A 19,781-nucleotide genomic window follows, 5' to 3' on the forward strand; every position below is an offset into this window, starting at 1 on the left:
AGGGGAGCCGACACGACCATGGCCGAGCCCGCACCCGCGACTGAACAGAACGAGGCGCGACGGATCGAGATGCTTCGCGCTGCAGCGGAGCTGATTTGCGAACGGGGATTCGGCGACACCCGCATCGCCGATGTCGCCAAGCGCGCCGGCGTGAGTTCCGCGCTCGTCATCTACTACTTCGGGACGCGGGACCGCCTCCTGGTCGACGCACTGCGCTACTCGGAAGAGTCCTTCTATTCGGCGGCCGAGGAGATGCTCGGCGAGGTCTCCGAGCTGCGCGAGCGGCTCTCGCTGCTGATCGGATGGACGTGCGTGCGCGAGGGTAACGAAGAGATACCCGGGGCGTGGGGACTGTGGTTCGACCTCTGGGCTCAGGCCTTCCGGCACGACGAAATCAAGTCCGACCGTGCAGAACTCGACGCCAGATGGCGGGAGATGATCGTCGACGCGATCAAGTCGGCGGACGAATCGGAGTTCGACCCGAAGGTCAACGCCCGCATGTTCGCGCTGGAATTCGCGGCGCTCCTCGACGGCCTGTCGATCCAGGTTGCGCTCGACGACCCCGAGGTCGACTCGGATCTGGCGTACGACATCGCCATGCGATTCGCCGAGCGTGAACTCAACCTCGCTCCGGCGAAGAAGCGGCTCAACGGCAGGGCAAAAGTCAAGAAGGGGTGAGCGCGGCGGGCTCATCGGCGACGGGGTCTGCGACCAGCTTGGCCTGACTGCGGTGCAGCACCCGGACTGCATCGTGCGCGCAGACGCAGTTGACCTTGGCGCCCGGCTCATGCGTCACCGATGCCGGGCCCGCGTGGTTGGGCACCTCGACGATGAGCGCCGCAGGTGCTCCGACGTCGACGTGTACCTGCGTGCAGCTGCCGAGGTAGACCACCTCCGACACCACTCCGCCGATCACGTTGCGGCCCTGACTGATCGGTTCATCGGGGGAGTGCAGGCTGATCCGCTCGGGCCTGATGACGATCGCCGCCGCGCCCAGGTCGGCGGAGTCGCCGACGGCGGCCCCGAGGCGGGTGTCCAGCGACTCGCATACCGCCGAAGCGCCACTCGCCTCGAGGAGGACGGCGTCGAAGATGTTGGCCGCACCCAGGAATCCCGCGACGAACGTCGTGGCGGGCGCGGAGTAGATCTCCTGCGGCGGGCCCACCTGTTCGACGCGGCCCTCGGCCAGCACGGCGATCTGGTCGCTCATCGTCAGCGCTTCTTCTTGGTCATGAGTCACATAGACGAAGGTGATGCCGATCTCGCGTTGCACTGCGCGAAGTTCCAATTGCAGCTGCTTGCGCAGCTTTGCGTCCAGCGCGCCGAGGGGCTCGTCAAGCAGCAGCACACGCGGGCGCAACACCAGCGCGCGTGCCAGCGCGACCCGCTGCTGCTGGCCGCCGGACAGCTGGGCCGGACGCCGTTTGGCGAAGTCGCTCATCCGAACCAGCTCCAGTGCCTCACCGACGCGGCGCTTGGCCTCCTCGCGCGATGACTTCTGGTACCGCAACCCGAACGCGACGTTGTCCCAGACCGTCATGAACGGGAACAACGCATAGGTCTGGAAGACGGTGTTGACCGGTCGGCGGTGCGGCGGATCCCCCGCCACATCGCGGCCGTCGAGCTCGATCCGCCCGGAGTCGGGTTTCTCGAAGCCCGCGATCATGCGCAGTGTCGTGGTCTTACCGCAACCGGATGCGCCAAGCAGCGAATAGAACTGGCCGGCGGGAATATTCAGGTCGATCCCCATGACGGCAGGTACGCCGTCGAACGATTTGACCAACTCGTGCAGCTGGATCGCCCCGCCGGTCACCGGGCGTGACCCCTCAGCGCACGACGGCGTCGGCGAACCGCGTGAAGTTCGCGGCGAATCGGTCGACATCGTCGCGCTGGTGCTGAACTGACAACAGCCATTGCTCCACCTTCCCCCATGGCGGGAGAAACACACCGCCATTGTGCTGCATCAGCCAGTGCAGATGGCCGAGTCTGGCGTCGATCTGCAGGAAGTCGCGAAACTCGCGCACAGGCTCCCGGCGGAAGGTGACGCAGCCCTTGGCGCCTGCGGTGACGACATGCCACTCGACGCCGTGCCGGGCGATCACTGATTCCAGGGAGCCGGACAGCCGGGCCGCGAGCGCGTCGAGGTGCGCGTAGGACTCGGGGGTCAGCACGTCGGTGAGCGTCGCGCGGGTGGCAGCCATCGCCAACGGGTTCCCGTTGAACGTGCCGACCTGTTCGTAGCGGCCGTCGGCAATGGCCGACATCACCTCGCGGGTGCCGCCGATCGCCGCGACCGCGATGCCGCCACCCAAAGCCTTGGCCAGGCAAACCATGTCGGGCACCACGCCGCTGCGCGCGGTGACGCCTCCCGGTCCGGTGGTGAAGCCCGTCTTCACCTCATCGAAGATCAGGAACGCACCCTCGGCATGCAACAGATCGCGGATCGCGGCGAGGTAGCCGGCGTCGGGCGGGATGATGCCTGCGTTCATCATCACCGGCTCGAGGATCATCGCCGCCACATGCCCGCGGTGCTCGGCCAGTGCGCGCGCCACCGCTTCGGCGTCGTTGAACGGCACCACGATCACGAGATCGCGGATCGCCGCGGGGATACCGGAGTTGCCGGGCACCCCGGTCGGATGGTCACGCGGGCCGACCTCGCCGGCCTCGGGAAGCACCGATACCTGCACCGAATCGTGGTGGCCGTGATAGCAGCCCTCCACCTTGATGATCAGATCCCGGCCGGTCAGCGCGCGCGCCAGATGCACCGCGTCCATCGTCGCCTCGGTGCCGGAGTTGGCGAACCGCCACAGCGGCAGATCGAACCGGCGGGCCAATTCGCCCGCGATCCAGATGGCGTCCTCGGTCGGCTGGGCGAAATGCGTGCCGCGCCTGACGCGGTCACTCACAGCGGCCACGATTGCCGGATGGGCATGTCCGGCAATGGAAGCGCCATACCCGCCATGCATGTCGACGTACTCGTTGCCGTCGACGTCGTACACTTTCGGCCCCTTGCCGTGGCTCATCCACACGGCCTGCGGTTCGGCGATCTGCCAGTTCGATGTCGCCCCGCCGGCAAGGTGTTCTTGTGCGTGCGCGATGAGTTCCGTGCTGCGGGGCTGACGGCGCAGAAAGGTCTTCACCTCGTCCGATATCAGCTGGTCTACGGTGTCTGCCACCTCGGGCTCCACCACCGACGAAGACACGGTGAACCTCCACTCCACTACGGTTGACTGAGCATTCAGTCTATGCGAGAGTCCTACCAGCAACAAGACGCGAAATCAACGGGAGGTCCCCATGCCAACACCTCCGAACCGCCGACAGTTTCTTGCGCGCGCAGCGATTCTCGCGGCCGCAGCGCCCACCCTTCCCGCGTTCCTTGCGGCGTGCTCGAAGCCGGGATCGTCGTCGGGAGGGCCGAGTCTGACGCTCGCGGCGCCGGACAATCCGGTGAAATGGCCGATTCCCGATGACAACAAGCCGATCGCCGACAATCTCGCGCCGGAGAAGGGCGCGACACTCAAGATCTACAACTACGCGGACTACCTCAGCCCGCAGGCCATGAAGGCCTTCGAGGACAAGTACGGCATCAAAATCGAGGTATCGACCTTCAACGACGGTGACGAGGCGATCACCAAGCTACGCAGTGGCGTGGACTTCGACATCTACAACGCCAACTACACGGAGATCAGCCGCCTGGTCAACGGCGGGCTGCTGCGCCCGCTGAACCACACCTACATTCCCAACATCAAGAACGTGTGGCCCAGCTTCACCAACCCCTGGTACGACCAGGGCTGGCAGTACAGCGTGCCGTACACCATCTACACCACCGGAATCGGTTGGCGGAACGACCAGGTGCCCGCCGATATCGGTGCATTGAAGAACCCGTACGAGTCGTTGTGGGATCCGCAGTACAAGGGCAAGACCGCGGTTCTCGATGACTTCCACACGGCGATGGCCATGGTTCTGCTGAAGCAAGGCATCACGGACGTCAACACCTCGTCGGCAGCCGATCTGAAGATGGTCGGTGAGCAACTGCAGGCGCTGGTGAAGGCCACCTCGCCGAAAGTCACCATCACGATGTACAACGACCTGCCCGCCGGACAGATGGGTCTCGCGCAGATGTGGTCTGGTGACATCATCAACGCGCAGTCCTACCTACCCGAAGGTACCGGGCCGGAAATCCTTCGCTACTGGTTCCCTTCCGACGGTAAGGGACTCGTCGACAACGACATGCTCGTGACGCTCAAGGGCGGCAAGAACCCGGTCCTGGCCCACCTGTTCATCAATCACATGCTCGACGCCGACGTGGCCAAGGAGAACTTCTCCGCGATCGGTTATCAGCCGCCGCAGAACAGCATCACCCCGGATTCGCTTGTCCAAGAACAGTTCATCCCCGAGAACCTGCGCTCGGCGATCGTGAAACCGGAGTATTTCGACACCGGCTACCGGTTACTGGAGCTCGACGCGGCCAACGAGACCGCATGGCGCAACGTGTGGCAGGCCTTCCAGGCCGGCGGGTCGTAAGCACCGGTGGCGGTCCCGGTCGTCACCGCGCCATCGCGGCAGGCTCCGCCGGCCCGCGAGCGCCGCAATCGGCTGTGGGCCGTGCTGGCCGCGCCCGGAATCGTCTGGCTCTTCGCGTTTTTCCTCTTCCCGCTCTATGTGGTGCTGTGCATCGTCTTCGGTCAGGTCGACCCGCTGTTCCGCACGCCCATCCCGGTGTGGAACCCATTGCAGTGGGATCCCACTCAGTTCAACTATGTACTGACCCACATCGTCGGCGAGAACGGTGTCTACGGTCCGGCCATCGCACGCACGTTCATCTACGTGTTGGTGGCGAGCGCGCTCTGCCTCCTCATCGCCTTCCCGGTGTCGTACTACGTGGCCCGGCTCGCCGGAAAGCGTAAGGGGCTGTTGCTCGCACTGTTGATAGCGCCGTTCTGGATCAGCTACATGATGCGGATGTTCGCGTGGGTGAACCTGCTGCAGGACGACGGCCTGTTCAACAAGGTGCTCAGTCTCGGGGGCTTGTTCACCCCAGACGTCAAATGGTTGACCGGCCAACCCGTCGTGGTGATCCTCGGGCTGGTCTACGGCTATGTCCCGTACATGATCCTGCCTCTGTACGCGGGGCTCGACCGACTCTCGCAGCCGATGCTCGAGGCGTCGCGTGACCTTGGCGCCGACCGCTTTTCGTCGTTCTGGCGTGTGACACTGCCGTTGTGCCGGCCGACGATCGTGGCGGCACTTCTGCTGACCTGCCTGCCGATGCTCGGCGACTACTTCACCAACGACATGTTGTCCGCGTCGCCGAAGACCACCATGGTCGGCAACCTGATCAACGACGGAGTGCAGGCACCCGGGCAGACCGGTCAGGCAGGCGCGTTCGTCATGCTGGTGTTTCTCATCGCGCTGTTGCCGATGCTCTACTACCTCCGTTCGGTGACACGCGGTAGCGAGGTGTCGACATGAGAGGACCCGTCGCGTGGTGGAACAACCCATGGCGGCCACCACGTTTCCTGATCGCGATCACCATCGGCTACCTGCTGTGGTCGCTGCTGCCGGTCATCATCGCGGTGGTCTACTCGTTCAACGCCGGCCGATCACGAACAACCTGGCAGGGCTTCTCGACCCGCTGGTACTGGGGTGACCAGACGCTTTCGGTGTGGCACAACGACGCACTGCACACCGCGCTGCTGCAGACCCTGAAGCTGGGCGTGATCGCCACGCTGATCACGGTCCCACTGGGGACGCTGTTCGCGATCGGCATCGACCGGTGGCGCGGCAGGCTTCCCAACGGGGCGAACTTCCTGATGCTGCTGTCGTTCGTACTGCCGGAGGTGCTGCTCGCCGTCGCCCTGCTGTTCGTGATCACCGCGGTGGCGGTGCCGGTCAACCTCGGCACCACCGCACAGGTCATCGGCCTTGTCACCTTCCAGGTTTCCTACCCCGCGGTGCTGGTGCGGGCACGACTGGCGACCATCGGGCCCCAATACGAAGAGGCTGCAATGGATCTCGGCGCGTCCCCGATCGGGGCGCTGCGCCGGATCATCATGCCGATGCTGATGCCCGCGATCTTCGCGAGCACTGTGCTGGTCTTCGCCGACGTCATCGACGACTTCGTGCTGGTGCGCTATCTGTCCGGAGACGCCGCCACCGAGCCGGTGTCGGTGAAGATCTACAACACCGCCCGTGCCGCGCCGACGCCCGCGCTCAACGCATTGGCGACACTGCTCCTGCTCGCGGCGCTGACCGCCGTCACTGTGGGATTTCTGGTCTATCGGTACCTGACCCGATCGGACACCACCACGACCGACCGCGGTATCGGAGCATTCGCGGGAGAGGCGTAATGACGTGATTCTCAATGTGATCGACGGCCGTTCGGTACCCGCCGCCGGAGGCGCTCAACGTGAGCTCGTCGACCCGGCATCCGGGGAGGTGCACGGGTCCGCCACCGAATCCGCGAGCGGCGACGTCGATATGGCGGTCGCCGCCGCTCGCAGTGCGTTCGACCAGTGGCGGCGCACCACACCCGCTGCGAGATCGGCGCTGCTGCATGCCGCGGCCGACGTCCTCGATGCGCACGCCGACGAGCTGGCCGATCTGGAGGTGGCCGACACCGGTAAGCCACGCGATGCCACACGGGACGAGGAGATCCCGGCGAGTATCGACGTCGTCCGCTACTACGCGGGTGCGTGCCGTACACCGGAAGGCCGCAGCACCGGCGAGTACATCGAGGGCATCACGTCCGGAATCCGGCGCGAACCCATCGGCGTGTGCGGGCAGATCACGCCGTGGAACTACCCGTTCATGATGGCGGCCTGGAAATGGGCGCCCGCGGTGGCGGCGGGGAACGCCGTCGTACTGAAACCGTCTGAGCTGACGCCGTCTTCGACGTCGCGGATGGCCGAACTGCTCTCGGACGTGCTGCCTGCCGGTGTGCTCAACGTCGTCTGCGGCGGCGCCGACGTCGGTGCGGCGATTGCCGCGCATCCCCACGTCGCGATGGTGGCGGTGACAGGGTCACCGCGAACGGGGCGGGCGGTGGCGCGGGCCGCCGCCGACAGGTTCGCCCGTGTGCACCTCGAACTCGGCGGCAACGCCCCGGTACTGATCTTCGACGACGCCGACCTCGAGGCCACCATCGAGCAGGTCGCCTTCGGCGCGTTCTACAACGCCGGGCAGGACTGCACCGCGGCGAGCCGGGTGATCGTGCACGAAGCCGTCTACGACGACGTGGTGGCGCGGTTGGCCGAGTCGGCCCGCACCACCACGATCGGCCCGTTGATCTCGGCCGAACACCGTGAACGGGTGCTGGCGATGGTGGCGGGCACGCCTGCGCACGCCAAGCTCGTCGCCGGTGGCGCGGTGCCCGATCGGGCGGGATTCTTCCTGGAGCCGACGGTGGTTGCCGGCCTGCGGCAGGACGACGACCTCGTGCAGTCGGAGATCTTCGGCCCGGTGATCACCGTGCAGTCGTTCGGTGATGACAGCGAGGCGTTGGCGTTGGCCAACGGCGTCGAGCAAGGACTCACCGCAAGTGTGTGGACGCGTTCACATTCGCGCGCAATGCGATTCCTCCGCGACCTCGATTTCGGCGCGGTGTCCGTGAACGTCCACGCACCGATGGGTTCCGAACTGCCGCACGGGGGTTTCGGGTCGTCGGGCTACGGCAAGGACCTGGGCCTGTACGGGCTTGAGGACTACACCCGTATCAAGCACGTTGCGCACGCCCTGTAGACCACCGCCGTCTCGCGAAGTAGGCTGACTGTATGTTCAAACAGCAGGGTGCAGCTCCCGTCCCTGCCGACGCGCTGGCCGCCGCGCTGGCGCCGTTCGGACAGTCGCGGATGCTGCCTCGCGAGGCCTATGTCGAACCCGACGTGTTCGCGTGGGAACAGCTCAACATCTTCGCCGGATGGTCCTGTGTCGGGCACGCCTCCGATCTGGCCGGAATCGGTGCGCAGAAAGCGGTGGGCACCGGACCCAACGCGATGCTGTTGGTGCGCGCCGAAGATGACGTCGTCCGCGCTTTCGCCAACACGTGCAGACACCGCGGACACGAGCTGCTGGCGTGCAACACGGTCACCAAGGGGCGCGGCATCGTGTGCCCGTACCACTCATGGTCGTATCGCCTCGACGGCCGATTGCGGAACGCGCCGGGATTCGGCGATGTGGACGGATTCGACCCCGGTGAGTTCGGGCTCGCCGAGATGCGATTGGTGGTCTGGCACGGCTGGCTGTTCGTCGACCCCAGTGGTCAGGACGCCGAATTCGCTGACCACGTCGCCGGTTTGGACGAGGTCGTCGGCCCGTACCACCCCGAGGATCTGACCATCGTCGCGCGGCACTCCTACGAGCTGGCCACCAACTGGAAGGTCATCGCCGAGAACTATCAGGAGTGCTACCACTGCTCGACCATCCATCCGGAGCTGTCCCGGATCAGCCCGCCGACCAGTGGGGAGAACCTCGATCTGAAGGGCTCGTGGATGGGCGGCTGGATGTCGATCATCGAAGGGGCGGAGACGATGTCGCTGACGGGGAAGAGCGGCGGTGTCGCGATCGCCGGCCTCTCCGAGCGAGAGCTGCACAGTGTCATGTACCTCGTCGGGTACCCGAACCTGCTCGTCAGCCTGCACCCCGACTACGTCATGACGCACCTGATGACGCCGCTGGCGGCGGACCGCACGCACGTCGAATGCGCATGGGCGTTTCCGAAAGACGTTGCCGCCACGCCTGGTTTCGACCCGTCGTATGCGGTCGACTTCTGGGACCTCACGAACCGTCAGGACTGGGGCGCCTGCGAGTCGGTACAGCGGGGACTGACGTCGCCGCATGCACGACCGGGACCACTGGCGCCCGACGAGGACGGCGTCTACCAGTTCGTGACGCGGGTGGCGAAGGCGTACTCCGGCGGTTAGCCGATCGGTGCGTCGGCGGCAGGCATCGGCTCAGGCGACGGAGCCTCCGCGGCGGGAGTCGGCGGAGTCGGCGGTGCCGTCGTCGTCGCACTCGTCGTCGTGGTGGTGGTCGTGCTCGACGTCGACGACGGCGTGATCGCGTTCGGCGGCGTCTTGGGATCGAGCACCGTGTCGATCAGATAGATCCGCGCGTTCTTGGCGAAGATCGCACCACAGACGAGCTTGGCGGTGTCGTTGACCTTGATGTCGCCGCCCTCGCCTTCGACCTTGATCTCGGCGCCCTGCTGGGTCGGCCGCTGGCCCTTGACGTCGCCGTTGCCGAGCAGGCCGAGGAAGTCGTGGTAGTAGACCAGGTCGCTCAGCGCGGCCGGATCGGCCTTGAGCGCATCGAGCTGCGCGGGGGGCAGCTTGGCGAACGCCTCGTTGGTCGGCGCGAAGACCACGTACGGGCCGTTCTCCAGGACCGGGACGATGTTCACCGCGGGGTTGAAGCCACCCGAGATAGCCGAGTAGAAGGTGCTGGCATCGGGAATGGTCTGCAGCGCGGCTCCCACCGGGGAGTCGACCAGCGTCTTGTAGCTCGGCACCGCGGTCTTGAATGCGTCGCAGCCGGGGCCCTGGGGGTCGGGAATCTCGACCTCCGGTGCGGGCTCGGTGGTCGGTTCGGCATATGCGGTCACGGCCAGCGGAACCGACAGCGCGATTGCGGCGATTCCGACGGCGGCTCCGATGGCCTTGCTGGTGCGGGTCTTCACGTAGTGCTCCTCAGGTCTTCTAGTCGCAAGGCATGGTAAGGCCCGTAGCGCGCCATCGCCAAAGTGAAGACCCTGGAAAACTCCCGGTGCAGGTGCTCTGACCTGCGCTTTGCGGATCTTGCCACACAACGCCGACGCGATGAGGCAAAGGCCCCCCGGCGAGGTCCCGGGCATCTAGCCGCTGTCGGGCAATACCGTGGCCACCATGCGGGCGAGATCGTCGGCAGTCTGCTGGAAGTTCGCGACGCCGCAGCTCGCATTCACCAACGCCCCGACGAGACCGAACTCGAGTGTCTCCGTCACCTCGGGCCACGCACCCGAACGCAGCATGGTGCACACCCGCCGGTGATACTCCGCGTGGATCCGCTGCCGGACTGACCGCACGGACGGGTCACTGCCGACCAGCGCGCTCGAGCACGCTGCGGCCAGACCGGGCTCATCGGCCAACAACATCACCAGATGTGAGAACTGGGTGACGATCCGCTCCTGTGCACCCAACTCGACGTCGACGTCCAGCGGCGCGGCCCGCAGCCGGTCGAGATATATCTCGGCGACGATCGCATCCTTCGACCAGAAGTGGTCGCGGAGCGAGCGAACCGATACGCCGGCGCGCTTGCTGATCGCCCGCATCGTGACTTCGGCGAACGGCACTTCGCGCAACAGCTCAACCGTCGCCAGGAGCACTTTGCGGGTCTGCTCGTCGTCGCGGCCGCGGTCGTCGTAAGACCGCAGATGCACGACGTCAGCCATGAGGCTCAGTGTCCTGCACTGGCAACGGCGCAGAGACGTTCTGAGGCATCCCACAGCTGCCGTGCGTGCGCCGCATCGGTGGCATACGGAGCAGGGCCTTCCTGGTCATCCTGAACCCGGCAGTCCGCGAGGTACGCCGACCCGACGTCCGCGAGATCGTCGCTGACCGCGGCCCACACCTGCGTGGCCGCCCCGTGTTCGGGCATCGTGAAGTCCCGGCGGACGTCGACCTTCTTCTGGTCAGGATCGCTCGGCGAGAACTGCGTCAATGCAGTGAAGTCGTCGCGGGACATATGCCGCGCAAGCGATGTCGCCACGATGCCCGGGTGCACGGCGTAGGCCCTGACGTGGTGGTCGCGCAACCGCCGGTCCAGCTCGACCATGTGAAGAATGTTGGCCGTCTTCGATGCGCCGTAAGCGGCGAACTTGTCGTAGTCGCGATGCTGCCAATTCGGGTCGTCGAGGTCGACATCGCTGAGCCGGTGCCCGTCGGATGACAGGTTCACGATGCGCGCACCCCCGGCGGCGACGAGCTGTGGCACCAACAGCCGGGTGAGTTCGAAGTGTCCGAGATGGTTGGTGCCGAATTGCATTTCGAAACCGTCGGCCGTCCGGCCGAACGGTGTGAACATCACCCCCGCGTTGTTCATCAGCACGTGGATGGCAGAAGCGTCGGCACCTATGGCCCGCGCTGCGGACCGGACGGAGGCCAGCGAGGTGAGGTCCAGCTCAACCGTCGAGACGTGCGCGTCCGGAGCGTCGGCGCGAATCCACGCCTCGGTGTCGGCGAGCGCTTGGCGGTTGCGTGCCGCGAGGATGACGTGCGCGCCGGCCGTGGCGAGCGCGCGCGCCGATTCCCTGCCCAACCCCGCCGAGGCCCCCGTGATGACGCAGACCTTGCCGGTCAGGTCGACGCCGTCGACGACCTCGAGCGCAGTCGGCGGCGATGTCACCACGACAGGATGTCACGCTGAATACGATGACGCGCATGCCTGAGCCGCTGCTGTTGACCATCCGTGGCCGTGCGCCCTCGCTGCACGAAGAGAGCTGGGCGGCGCCCAATGCAGCGCTGATCGGTCAGGTGACCCTCGCCGCGAGAGCCAGCGTCTGGTACGGCGCCACGCTGCGGGCCGAGGCCGAGCCCATCGACATCGGTGCGGGCACGAACATCCAGGACGGCGCCACCATTCACGTCGACCCCGGATTCCCCGTGAGCATCGGTGCCAACGTCAGCGTCGGCCACAACGCCGTGCTGCACGGGTGTGAGGTCGAGGACGGCTGTCTCATCGGCATGGGGGCCGTGATCCTCAACGGCGCCAAGATCGGGGCGGGTTCGTTGATCGCCGCCAGCGCGTTGGTGCCGCAGGGCGTCGTCGTGCCGCCGCGGTCACTGGTGGCCGGCGTGCCCGGCAAGACGCGGCGCGATCTCAGCGACGCCGAAGTGGCGCACAACCGACACAACGCACAGGTGTACCAGGCGCTGATCGAGCTGCACCGTGACGCAAACCGCTCCTGATCGAGGTTCCGATTGTTCCGGAGCGGGGTACAGCCGTGTGGTGAGTAACTTGCGAATCCTGGTCACCGGCGCCACCGGCTATGTCGGATCGCGGCTCGTCACGACCCTGCTGGACGCAGGTCACGACGTCGTCGCCGCTACTCGAAACCCTGCCCGGCTCGCCGAGTTCGGCTGGCACGACCGGGTCACCGGGGTGGCGCTGGACGCGCACAACCAGGAGTCGGTACGGCACGCGTTCGCCGCCTCCGGGCCGGTGGACATCGTGTACTACCTCGTGCACGGGATCGGGCAGCCGGGCTTTCGTGAAATGGACAACAGCGCGGCGGCCACCGTGGCCAGCGAGGCCAAGGATGCCGGCGTGCGCCGGATCGTGTACCTGGGCGGGTTCGTTCCCGACGACGACAATCTCTCCGAGCATCTGAGCAGCCGCGCCGAGGTCGCAGAAGCGCTGAGCGTTGACGGCGGTCCAGACGTGGTCTGGCTGGGTGCGGCGATGATCATCGGATCGGGTTCGACGTCGTTCGAAATGATGCGGTACGTCGCCGACCGGTTCTTGCTGATGCCGATGCCCGGGTGGTCGGTCAATCCGATCGACCCGATCTCGATACAGGATGTCCTCTACTACTTGGTCGCCGCCGCCGACGAGAAGGTACCCGCGGGTGCGTATGACATCGCCGGTCCCGAAACGTCGTCCTACGCCGACCTACTGCGGGCGTATGCGCGCATCTCAGGAAGGTGGCGCGCCGAGCTGCCCGTCAACGGTGTGGACACCGGGCTGGTGTCGCTGGTGACCTCTGCGGTGCTGCCGGTGCCCGGCGGGCTGGCGTCCGATCTCGTGGAATCGCTCGACCATCCAATGATGGCTTCCGGCAACGGTCTTCGCGATTTGGTGCCTGATCCGCCCGACGGCCTCGTCTGGATCGACGAGGCGATCACGCGGGCGCTCGAGAGCCGTAAACCGCGACCCGTCGATGCGCTCGTCGATCCACACCACCTGGCCGACACCGATCCGACGTGGGCGGGCGGCGACACGTTCCGGATCCGGCAATTGGCCAACCACATCACCCCGTCGTTCGCGCGACCGGCGTTGGGTCTGCTAGGTGCCGTGCCGGGGCCCGTCGCCGCGGCGGTGCGCACCGGACTCGACACGGCCATCGGCCTGGTTCCGAGGAAGAAGTCGGCGTGACACAGCCCGCCGCGACTCGGCCCCGATGGCTGGCCGAGGCCAGAGACATCGTCGGCACGTGCCCGGTTCCGCACCACGAGCCACCCGCTCTGATCCGACGCAGGCGAATTGTCGTCGCGATCGTCTTGGTCATCGGCGCTGTGCTGCTTGGCTATTCGCTGGCCCTTCCGCCGGGAGACGCCTCGTTCTACTGGCTTACGCTGGCACTGGCCGCGGTGTGGGCCGTCGGTTCGTTGTTGTCCGGTCCCTTGCACCTGGGCTGCATTCGGCTCCGTGGCCGCAACCAGCGCCCGTGGATCACCGGAACTGTCGTGGGCCTGTTATTGGGGGCGGTCTTCATCGTCGGCGGGTTGATCGCCCGTGAGATTCCGCCGGTGCGCGAATACATCACCCGCGTACTGGAATTCGCCGACTATGGGCCGCTGCTGCTGGTCACGTTCATCACCGTCGTCAACGGCGTCGCCGAGGAGATGTTCTTCCGTGGTGCCCTCTACACCGCCCTAGGGCGCTTTCGTCCGGCGCTGGTATCGACCGTGCTGTACGTGATCGCGACCGGCGTCGCGACCGGCAACCCGATGCTGGGCTTCGCCGCGATCGTGCTCGGCACGGTGTGCGCGATCGAGCGTCGCGTCACCGGGGGAGTGCTCGCACCGATGCTGACCCACTTCTTCTGGGGTCTGGTCATGGTGCTCGCACTGCCCCCGATGTTCGGCGTCTAACGCAACGGATGCGCCAGCTCGTCCTGCCGCATCTTCGCCGCGTACATCGCGACCGCCGCCAAAGCCACCGGAGCGATGCCGGCCACCAGGAAGATCGTCTCCATGGAAACGACTTTCGACAGCGGGCCGACGATTGCGAACGACACCGGCATGAACGCCAGCGAGACGAAGAAGTCCAGGCTCGACACCCGGCCCAGCATCTCGGTGGGGACTCGCCGCTGCAGCAGCGTGCCCCAAATGACCATGCCCGCACCGTCGGTGACCCCGACGACGAACGTCGCCAGCGCCATCAAAGGGAACGACGACGTGAAGCCGATGATCACCAGCGGGACGGACCCGACACCCCACATCGCCATCATCACCGTCAGGTAGCGGCGGGGCAGCCGTCCCGATGAGACCGTAAGCGCGCCAAGGGCGCTGCCCATCCCGAAGAACGCCAGGATGAATCCGTACATCCGAGCGCCGTCGTCGAACCGGTCGTCGGCGATGAACGGCAGCAGCACCTCGATGGGACCGAGCACCACGAGCACGAACAGGCTCGCGAACAACAGGGTCCACAGCAGCCACGGCGTACCCAGCATGAACTTGAAGCCGTCCCGCAGGTCGCGCAACACGTGCGTGCGTTCGACTTCGGTGTCGTGGTCCGGCGCTTTCGCCGCTGGCCTCGTCGCGATCAGCAGTATGAGGCCGACCGCGAACAACACCGCCACCACAACCGAACCCACAGCCGGGAACGTCGCACCCACCAGCATGCCCGCGACGGCAGGTCCGACCGCGCGCTGAAACACCGGGCGCACCACACCTTCTACGCCATTGGCGGCCAACAGCTGCTCGGCGGGCAGAATCCTCGGCAGGATGGCGCTGTAGGCCGGGAAGAAGAACGCCGCGGCAGTTCCCATTGCGGTCGCGCCCAGCGCGAGGTGCCAGATCTGCAGGGCCCCAATCATTCCGAGCACCGCGAGCGCCGACGCGGCGATCACGTTGACGGTCTCGACGCCGATGATGATCGATCGCTGGTTGAGGCGATCCGCGGCGATCCCGCCGACCAGAACGAACGCGACAAACGCCGCGCCGAAGCAGGTCATCACGATCGACAACGACACCGGGTTGTTGTCCAGCTCGATCACCTGAAGCGCAAGCACGACCGCGAACATGCCGTCCGCGAATATGGAAAGCGATACGGCCGTGATCAGGAGGCGGTATTCGCGAATCCGGAACGGTGCGAGAACGCGCCAACCGCCGGCGTCGCGCACCGGCTGTTGAATCTCGAATTGCGTACTCACCAATAGATGGTCGCCGATGAGTTGCGGACGAGTCCAACGATTTTCTCCACCGCGGCCCTAGCGGACGCGTCACCCTGCTGTGGTGCTCAGCACAGATTTCAGCACCGACTCGGCACCGTGTTCGGCAAGGGCATTGCGGTAGCGCTCGAAGGTGGCAACGAATTCATCATTCTCGGCGGCACCTGTCGCCCGCAGCGGCTCGACCCTCAGCGCCTCGCGTGGATCACCCGATATCAGCAGCCGACGGGCAGTTGCGCACAAGTGCGGCTCGGCCACTTCAACGGTCTTGCCATCGTCGTCGTGGCCCTGCAGCACGCGGCTCCAGGCAGCGAGTATGAATGCCGGGATCTGGTGGTCTGCTCCGCGCGCCAGCACCTGCACAATGGTGTTGGTCAAGAACACCATCACCTTGGATGCGCTATCGGAGGCGATACGGGTCAATTGATCGTGCATGGCTTCGTTGGAGAAGCGTTCGAGCACGGTGTTCTTGTAGTTCACCAGGTTCACAGCGACTGGCGCCTCGAGCAACGGCAGAACGGTCTCTGTCAGAAAGCGGTCCAGCAGCACAGGTACCTGCGGGTCACGCATGGCCTCGGCCACCTCGCGGTAGCCGAGCAGCAGGGCGGGATAGGTCAGCGTGAGGTGTCCTGCATTGAGTACTCGTACCTTCACCTGCTCCCACAGCTTGACTTCGTCACTGAACTGAACACCGACTTCTTGGAGTGCCGGGCGGCCGTCGGTGAAGCGGTCCTCGATGACCCACTGGCTGAAATCCTCGGCAACGAGGGGGATCTGGTCGGCCAGGCCGCTCGCCGCGTTGAGACGCGCTGCGTCATCCGCCGTTACCGACGGCGTGATGCGGTCAACGAGCGAGTTCGGAAACGTCACGTTGGAGTCAACCCATGCACCGAGTTCTTGGTCCTGCGCGCTCGCGAAGCCGACGAAGGCGGCACGCGCCACCTCGCCGTTGTGACGCAGGTTGTCACACGACACCACGGTGAACGGCTTGGTCCCCTCGGACCGCCGCCGTGCCAGCGCCTCGGTGACGAAGCCGAACACCGTGCGCGGTGGGCCTTCTCCGGCCAGGTCGTGCTCGACGTCGGGGTGGTCCGTAGCGAAGACGCCCGAGGCGGGATCGACGTGATAACCGCCCTCGGTAATCGTCAACGTCACGATGCGCAGGGCTGGGTCGGTCAGCAACTCCAACACCTCGGCCGGCTGTTCGGGTGCGAGCAGATAGTCGAGTTGGGCGCCGATGACGCGCACACTCGTGTCGCCCTTGGCCGGCGCAACAGTGAGCGAATAAAGACAATTCTGGGATCGAAACTGGTCCGCCTTCGTCCGGCCTCGCTCACCGCCGGACAAGCCGATGCCCACAATGCCCCAACCCTGTTGTCCGGGCAGGGCGAGACAGCGGTCGATATAGAAGGCCTGATGTGCGCGGTGGAAGTTACCCACGCCGAAATGGGCAATGCCGCGCTTGAGACGGGTTCGGTCATAGGCAGGCGTCGCGATGCTCGATGGCAGTGTCTCGAGCGTTGACTCGTTGAGCTCGGTCATGGTTGACCCTCCAAACAGAAAGTGCCTACTTCTCGCGGAGCAGCCGAAGTTCGGAAGGTTCGCGCAAGAGGTCTTCGAGAAGCCTGTTGCCTTCGGTGTTGTACGGCTGACGCATGTGCTCTTCCCACGCAGCGTACGAACGGAACATCTCGAGCATCATCCAGGTGTCTGAATCATCTTGAGGCTGCAGGAAATGCATGAACACGCAGCCCGGCTCGGTCAACGTGCTCTCGCGCATCGACTGAAGTCGAGCCTCGGCCTCGGCGAGGCGGTCGAGTCGTGGCTTGATGGTGACGACCAGAAACAGCGGTCCGTCATGCTCGTCGCGGTCATCGTCCGGCAACTGGCACCTCGATCGAGGCCTGCAGCGTGTCGATGAACCCGTCCGCGTTCTTGCTGCTCGCGTAGGATGCCACCGCGTCGTAGAGCGCCTGCTGGAAGTCCGTCGCCATCAGCTCGCCGTGAGTCATCGACAGCAGAATCTTGTCCTTCCACAGCGACTGCGAGGCCTGTCGCTGATAGGCGGGCAAGGATGCCACGTCGACGTCGTCGCGGATCGGCACCGAACCCTTGAGCTTGTTGAACTCCAGCGACACCTTGGGATCGGCGATCGTCTCCAAGAATTTCATGGCGTTCACCCCGTCCTCGGCGTCGGCCGATACGACGAACGTGTCCACGATCGCGAGGTAGGCACCCGAGGTCCCCGGATACGGCACATAGCCAAAGTCCTTGCCCTCCACGGCCTTGTTCGCGACGAGCTCGCCGTATACGGAGTCGTTCATCGACAGGTAGGCGCACTGGCCGGTGGCCAACTTCTTCGCGGCCTGGTCCCACGTCAGCCCGGGCGCATCCGGATCAGCTTTGGCGACGATGTCGCCGAACTGGGTGAGTGCACGGCGCAGTTGGGCTCCGCGCCAGTCGAACGAGTCATCTCCGATCCGCGACCAGCCGTCGGTGCCGACCACACTCAGCAGAGTGTTCTCGAACAGCTCGGTCGAGGTGAACCGGTCCTTCCCACCAAGGCACAACGCTGTCTTTCCGCTCGCCGCCACCTTGTCGAGATCGGCTTCGAAGTCCTGCATTGTGTAGTCGGGACCCGGCGGCGTCACGCCGGCCTCCTTCAGCACTCGCGGGCTGAACCACAGCACGTTCCCGCGGTGGGACCCCGTCGGCACCCCCCACGCCTTGACTCGGTAGGTCGCCGCGTCGAGCAAAGGCTGCGGCATAGTGTGATCCAACCCCGAGCTCTCAAAGACGCTGGACACGTTGGCGATCCGGTCGGCGTTGACCCAGGCGCGCAGCGAGCTTCCAAGGAATGTCTGCCATACGTCGGGCGGATCGCCGGCCTGCAGGCGGGCCGCGAGCGCGACCTGGACGTTGCTTCCGCCGCCGCCGGCAATGGTGCCGTCGACCGTCTCCACGTCGGGATTTGCCGCCTTGAAGGCGTCGAGCAGCACCTCGAAGGCCGGGTGTTCGGAGGGTGACACCCACCACGACATGACTTCAAGATGGTCGGTCGGGTCGGAGAAGTTGCCCTTCTGCCCGCCGCCGCATGCGGCCAGCACGACCGCCAGGAGGATGATCCAGTAGCGCCTCATGCTGCTTGCTCCTTGACCGCGTTGGGCGCCGCTCTCAGGTCGAAGACGGCAAAACTGGCGACGACGGCGAAGCAGGCAGCGGGGACGATGAAGGAGATCGCCGGGCTCGTCGCGTCGAGCAGGAAGCCCTGGACCAGAGGCATGATCGCCCCGCCGACTATCGCCATCACGAGGCCGGCGGCACCGAACTTCGTTGCCGGACCGAGTCCTTGGAGAGCAACGCCGTAGATCGTCGGGAACATCAGGGACAGACAGAAGGACAGCGCGACGACGGCAGCCACCCCGGCCACATTCGGCGAGAACATCGCGAACACGCAGAGCACGACAGCCAGCAGGGCGAGGACCGTCAGTACCTTCGTCGCGCGGATCTTCCCGATGAGCCACGTCATGAAGAACCGCGAGATGAGGAACACGATCAGGCTGACTTGCAGGAGATAGCCGCCCAGTTCAAGCGATCCGTTCAGTGCCTGCTGCGAATACTGGATCAGGAACGTCCATGTACATACCTGCGCCGCGACGTTGAAGAACTGCGCGACGACCCCGTATACGTAGCGCTTGTTCGACATCAGGATCTTCAGCGGTGACTGGCCCTCCATGTCAGCGTCGGGGAACTCCTCCACGATGGGCGGGGACCTCTTGATCGCGATCACCAGCCCGATCGCGATGAGGACGAAGCCTAGGCCGAGATAAGGACCCATCACCGCACCCAGCTGACCGGCGCGCACGGCCGTCTCCTGGGCCGGCGTCACGTTGGCCATGTTCACCGGCTCGTCCAATTTCGGCAGGATGAGGGTGGCAGCCAAGAGCACACCGATGTTCGTACCGACAGGGTTGAACGCTTGCGCGAAGTTGAGTCGGCGGGTCGCGGTTTCTTCCGGGCCGAGCGAAAGAACGTAGGGATTTGCGGACGTCTCGAGAATCGAGCACCCGGCGGCGATCGCGAACAAGGCGACCAGGAACGCCTCGTAGGTCATGATCTTGCTCGCCGGATAGAACGCGATCGCGCCGGCCGCCGCGAGAAGCACACCCGATAGAAGCCCGGCCTTATAGCCGAAACGCTGATTGATGAGCGCCGCGGGTATCGCCAGGAGGAAGTACGCGCCGAAGTACGCCAGCTGCACCAGCGAGGCCTGGAAGGTGTTCATCTCGAAGATGCGCTTGAAGCCCGCGACCATCGGCGTGGTGAGGTCGGCGGCGACGCCCCACGCGGTGAAGCAACTGATGAGGACTACGAACAGCAGCCCCATTCCTGGGTAGACCAACCCCCCTTTCGCCGTGGAGGCGGCCGGTGCGTCGGCCGGCTGATCGGCATGCTCGGTCGTCGTCATGGTCAATACCTCTGTCCGCCGTGAGGATTCAGCCTCGATCAGACTGTGATCTGGATCACGCTACTCAGATGCCGTTGCCGACGGAACAGATTCTGCATGTGGGTTGACATGGGTATTCGTCCGTTTTGACCCGTTTGTCGGTCCTTTCCGAGGACAGGGTTGCAA

At 65.5% G+C, this 19,781-nt stretch carries 19 protein-coding genes; 9 read left to right on the forward strand and 10 right to left on the reverse strand.

Translation table 11 applies throughout. The annotated features are described in order from the left end of the window. Nucleotides 1-18 precede the first annotated feature (18 nt). Nucleotides 19-678 (forward strand): TetR/AcrR family transcriptional regulator, encoded by a 660-nt coding sequence (locus tag AB4Z42_RS23690; RefSeq protein ID WP_442011672.1) that lies wholly within the window; start codon nt 19-21, stop codon nt 676-678. On the opposite strand, the gene AB4Z42_RS23695 is transcribed toward AB4Z42_RS23690, so the two are convergent. Together AB4Z42_RS23695 and AB4Z42_RS23700 are read right to left on the reverse strand one after the other, a co-directional pair. Then, nucleotides 665-1,813, reverse strand: coding sequence for an ABC transporter ATP-binding protein (locus AB4Z42_RS23695; protein WP_442011673.1), 1,149 nt, complete (start codon nt 1,811-1,813; stop codon nt 665-667). The two genes, AB4Z42_RS23690 and AB4Z42_RS23695, sit on opposite strands and share 14 nt — an antisense overlap. Before the next feature lie 13 nt (nt 1,814-1,826). Next, nucleotides 1,827-3,176, reverse strand: a complete 1,350-nt coding sequence (locus AB4Z42_RS23700; protein ID WP_442011674.1) for an aspartate aminotransferase family protein — start codon at nt 3,174-3,176, stop codon at nt 1,827-1,829. Nucleotides 3,177-3,294: 118 nt separating this feature from the next. Between AB4Z42_RS23700 and AB4Z42_RS23705 the strand changes: the two genes are divergently transcribed. The 5 genes from AB4Z42_RS23705 to AB4Z42_RS23725 are packed head-to-tail and all read left to right on the forward strand — an operon-like array spanning nt 3,295 to nt 8,921. Further along, nucleotides 3,295-4,524, forward strand: a complete 1,230-nt coding sequence (locus tag AB4Z42_RS23705; RefSeq protein ID WP_442011675.1) for a polyamine ABC transporter substrate-binding protein — start codon at nt 3,295-3,297, stop codon at nt 4,522-4,524. Between the two features lie 6 nt (nt 4,525-4,530). Next, on the forward strand, nt 4,531-5,472 hold the full coding sequence (locus AB4Z42_RS23710; protein ID WP_442011676.1) for an ABC transporter permease: 942 nt from the start codon (nt 4,531-4,533) through the stop codon (nt 5,470-5,472). Further along, nucleotides 5,469-6,350, forward strand: a complete 882-nt coding sequence (locus AB4Z42_RS23715; RefSeq protein ID WP_442011677.1) for an ABC transporter permease — start codon at nt 5,469-5,471, stop codon at nt 6,348-6,350. Before AB4Z42_RS23710 ends, AB4Z42_RS23715 begins: the two co-directional genes overlap by 4 nt. 7 nt (nt 6,351-6,357) lie before the next feature. Further along, nucleotides 6,358-7,740 (forward strand): aldehyde dehydrogenase family protein, encoded by a 1,383-nt coding sequence (locus tag AB4Z42_RS23720; RefSeq protein ID WP_442011716.1) that lies wholly within the window; start codon nt 6,358-6,360, stop codon nt 7,738-7,740. Nucleotides 7,741-7,772: 32 nt separating this feature from the next. Beyond that, nucleotides 7,773-8,921 carry an aromatic ring-hydroxylating oxygenase subunit alpha gene (locus AB4Z42_RS23725; RefSeq protein ID WP_442011678.1) on the forward strand — a complete coding sequence of 383 codons (1,149 nt, stop codon included), beginning with the start codon at nt 7,773-7,775 and terminating at the stop codon, nt 8,919-8,921. Here the strand turns inward: AB4Z42_RS23725 and AB4Z42_RS23730 are convergent. The 3 genes from AB4Z42_RS23730 to AB4Z42_RS23740 form a co-directional block, all read right to left on the reverse strand. Next, a complete protein-coding gene (locus AB4Z42_RS23730; protein WP_442011679.1) occupies nt 8,918-9,676 on the reverse strand; it encodes a fasciclin domain-containing protein in 759 nt (252 codons plus the stop codon). The two genes, AB4Z42_RS23725 and AB4Z42_RS23730, sit on opposite strands and share 4 nt — an antisense overlap. A 174-nt stretch (nt 9,677-9,850) precedes the next feature. Beyond that, on the reverse strand, nt 9,851-10,426 hold the full coding sequence (locus tag AB4Z42_RS23735; protein WP_442011680.1) for a TetR/AcrR family transcriptional regulator: 576 nt from the start codon (nt 10,424-10,426) through the stop codon (nt 9,851-9,853). A 5-nt stretch (nt 10,427-10,431) separates the two neighbouring features. After that, complete coding sequence (locus AB4Z42_RS23740) at nt 10,432-11,379, reverse strand: SDR family NAD(P)-dependent oxidoreductase (RefSeq protein ID WP_442011681.1); 948 nt, start codon at nt 11,377-11,379, stop codon at nt 10,432-10,434. 26 nt (nt 11,380-11,405) lie between these two features. On the opposite strand from AB4Z42_RS23740, the gene AB4Z42_RS23745 reads away from it, so the two are divergent. From AB4Z42_RS23745 to AB4Z42_RS23755, 3 genes are read left to right on the forward strand one after another with little or no spacing between them, the layout of a single operon-like run. After that, nucleotides 11,406-11,942, forward strand: coding sequence for a gamma carbonic anhydrase family protein (locus tag AB4Z42_RS23745; RefSeq protein ID WP_442011682.1), 537 nt, complete (start codon nt 11,406-11,408; stop codon nt 11,940-11,942). Nucleotides 11,943-11,982: 40 nt separating this feature from the next. Then, nucleotides 11,983-13,128: an NAD(P)H-binding protein gene (locus AB4Z42_RS23750; protein WP_442011683.1), complete on the forward strand. Its 1,146-nt coding sequence runs from the start codon at nt 11,983-11,985 to the stop codon at nt 13,126-13,128. Further along, nucleotides 13,125-13,847 (forward strand): CPBP family intramembrane glutamic endopeptidase, encoded by a 723-nt coding sequence (locus tag AB4Z42_RS23755; protein ID WP_442011684.1) that lies wholly within the window; start codon nt 13,125-13,127, stop codon nt 13,845-13,847. The genes AB4Z42_RS23750 and AB4Z42_RS23755 overlap by 4 nt, the downstream gene beginning before the upstream one ends. Here AB4Z42_RS23755 and tet(V) read toward each other — a convergent pair. The 5 genes from tet(V) to fucP form a co-directional block, all read right to left on the reverse strand. Next, nucleotides 13,844-15,100 carry a tetracycline efflux MFS transporter Tet(V) gene (gene tet(V), locus AB4Z42_RS23760; protein ID WP_442011717.1) on the reverse strand — a complete coding sequence of 419 codons (1,257 nt, stop codon included), beginning with the start codon at nt 15,098-15,100 and terminating at the stop codon, nt 13,844-13,846. The genes AB4Z42_RS23755 and tet(V) overlap by 4 nt on opposite strands. Nucleotides 15,101-15,199: 99 nt before the next feature. Next, nucleotides 15,200-16,690, reverse strand: coding sequence for a mannitol dehydrogenase family protein (locus AB4Z42_RS23765; RefSeq protein WP_442011685.1), 1,491 nt, complete (start codon nt 16,688-16,690; stop codon nt 15,200-15,202). A 25-nt stretch (nt 16,691-16,715) separates the two neighbouring features. Beyond that, nucleotides 16,716-17,033 (reverse strand): putative quinol monooxygenase, encoded by a 318-nt coding sequence (locus AB4Z42_RS23770; protein ID WP_442011686.1) that lies wholly within the window; start codon nt 17,031-17,033, stop codon nt 16,716-16,718. Then, entirely contained in the window at nt 17,020-18,288 is a 1,269-nt protein-coding gene (locus AB4Z42_RS23775) for an extracellular solute-binding protein (protein WP_442011687.1), read from the reverse strand. Before AB4Z42_RS23775 ends, AB4Z42_RS23770 begins: the two co-directional genes overlap by 14 nt. Beyond that, nucleotides 18,285-19,616, reverse strand: a complete 1,332-nt coding sequence (fucP, locus tag AB4Z42_RS23780) for an L-fucose:H+ symporter permease (RefSeq protein ID WP_442011688.1) — start codon at nt 19,614-19,616, stop codon at nt 18,285-18,287. Before fucP ends, AB4Z42_RS23775 begins: the two co-directional genes overlap by 4 nt. Nucleotides 19,617-19,781 lie beyond the last annotated feature (165 nt).

The sequence above is a fragment of the Mycobacterium sp. 2YAF39 genome, from assembly GCF_052114565.1.
Classification (GTDB): domain Bacteria; phylum Actinomycetota; class Actinomycetes; order Mycobacteriales; family Mycobacteriaceae; genus Mycobacterium.

Excerpts from the sequence above, each read along its gene's own strand:
- AB4Z42_RS23690 (WP_442011672.1), top strand. The coding sequence starts at position 19 with ATGGCCGAGCCCGCACCCGCGACTGAACAGAACGAGGCGCGACGGATC.
- AB4Z42_RS23705 (WP_442011675.1), top strand. The coding sequence starts at position 3,295 with ATGCCAACACCTCCGAACCGCCGACAGTTTCTTGCGCGCGCAGCGATT.
- AB4Z42_RS23715 (WP_442011677.1), top strand. The coding sequence starts at position 5,469 with ATGAGAGGACCCGTCGCGTGGTGGAACAACCCATGGCGGCCACCACGT.
- AB4Z42_RS23725 (WP_442011678.1), top strand. The coding sequence starts at position 7,773 with ATGTTCAAACAGCAGGGTGCAGCTCCCGTCCCTGCCGACGCGCTGGCC.
- AB4Z42_RS23735 (WP_442011680.1), bottom strand. The coding sequence starts at position 10,426 with ATGGCTGACGTCGTGCATCTGCGGTCTTACGACGACCGCGGCCGCGAC.
- AB4Z42_RS23745 (WP_442011682.1), top strand. The coding sequence starts at position 11,406 with ATGACGCGCATGCCTGAGCCGCTGCTGTTGACCATCCGTGGCCGTGCG.
- AB4Z42_RS23765 (WP_442011685.1), bottom strand. The coding sequence starts at position 16,690 with ATGACCGAGCTCAACGAGTCAACGCTCGAGACACTGCCATCGAGCATC.
- AB4Z42_RS23775 (WP_442011687.1), bottom strand. The coding sequence starts at position 18,288 with ATGAGGCGCTACTGGATCATCCTCCTGGCGGTCGTGCTGGCCGCATGC.
- fucP (WP_442011688.1), bottom strand. The coding sequence starts at position 19,616 with ATGACGACGACCGAGCATGCCGATCAGCCGGCCGACGCACCGGCCGCC.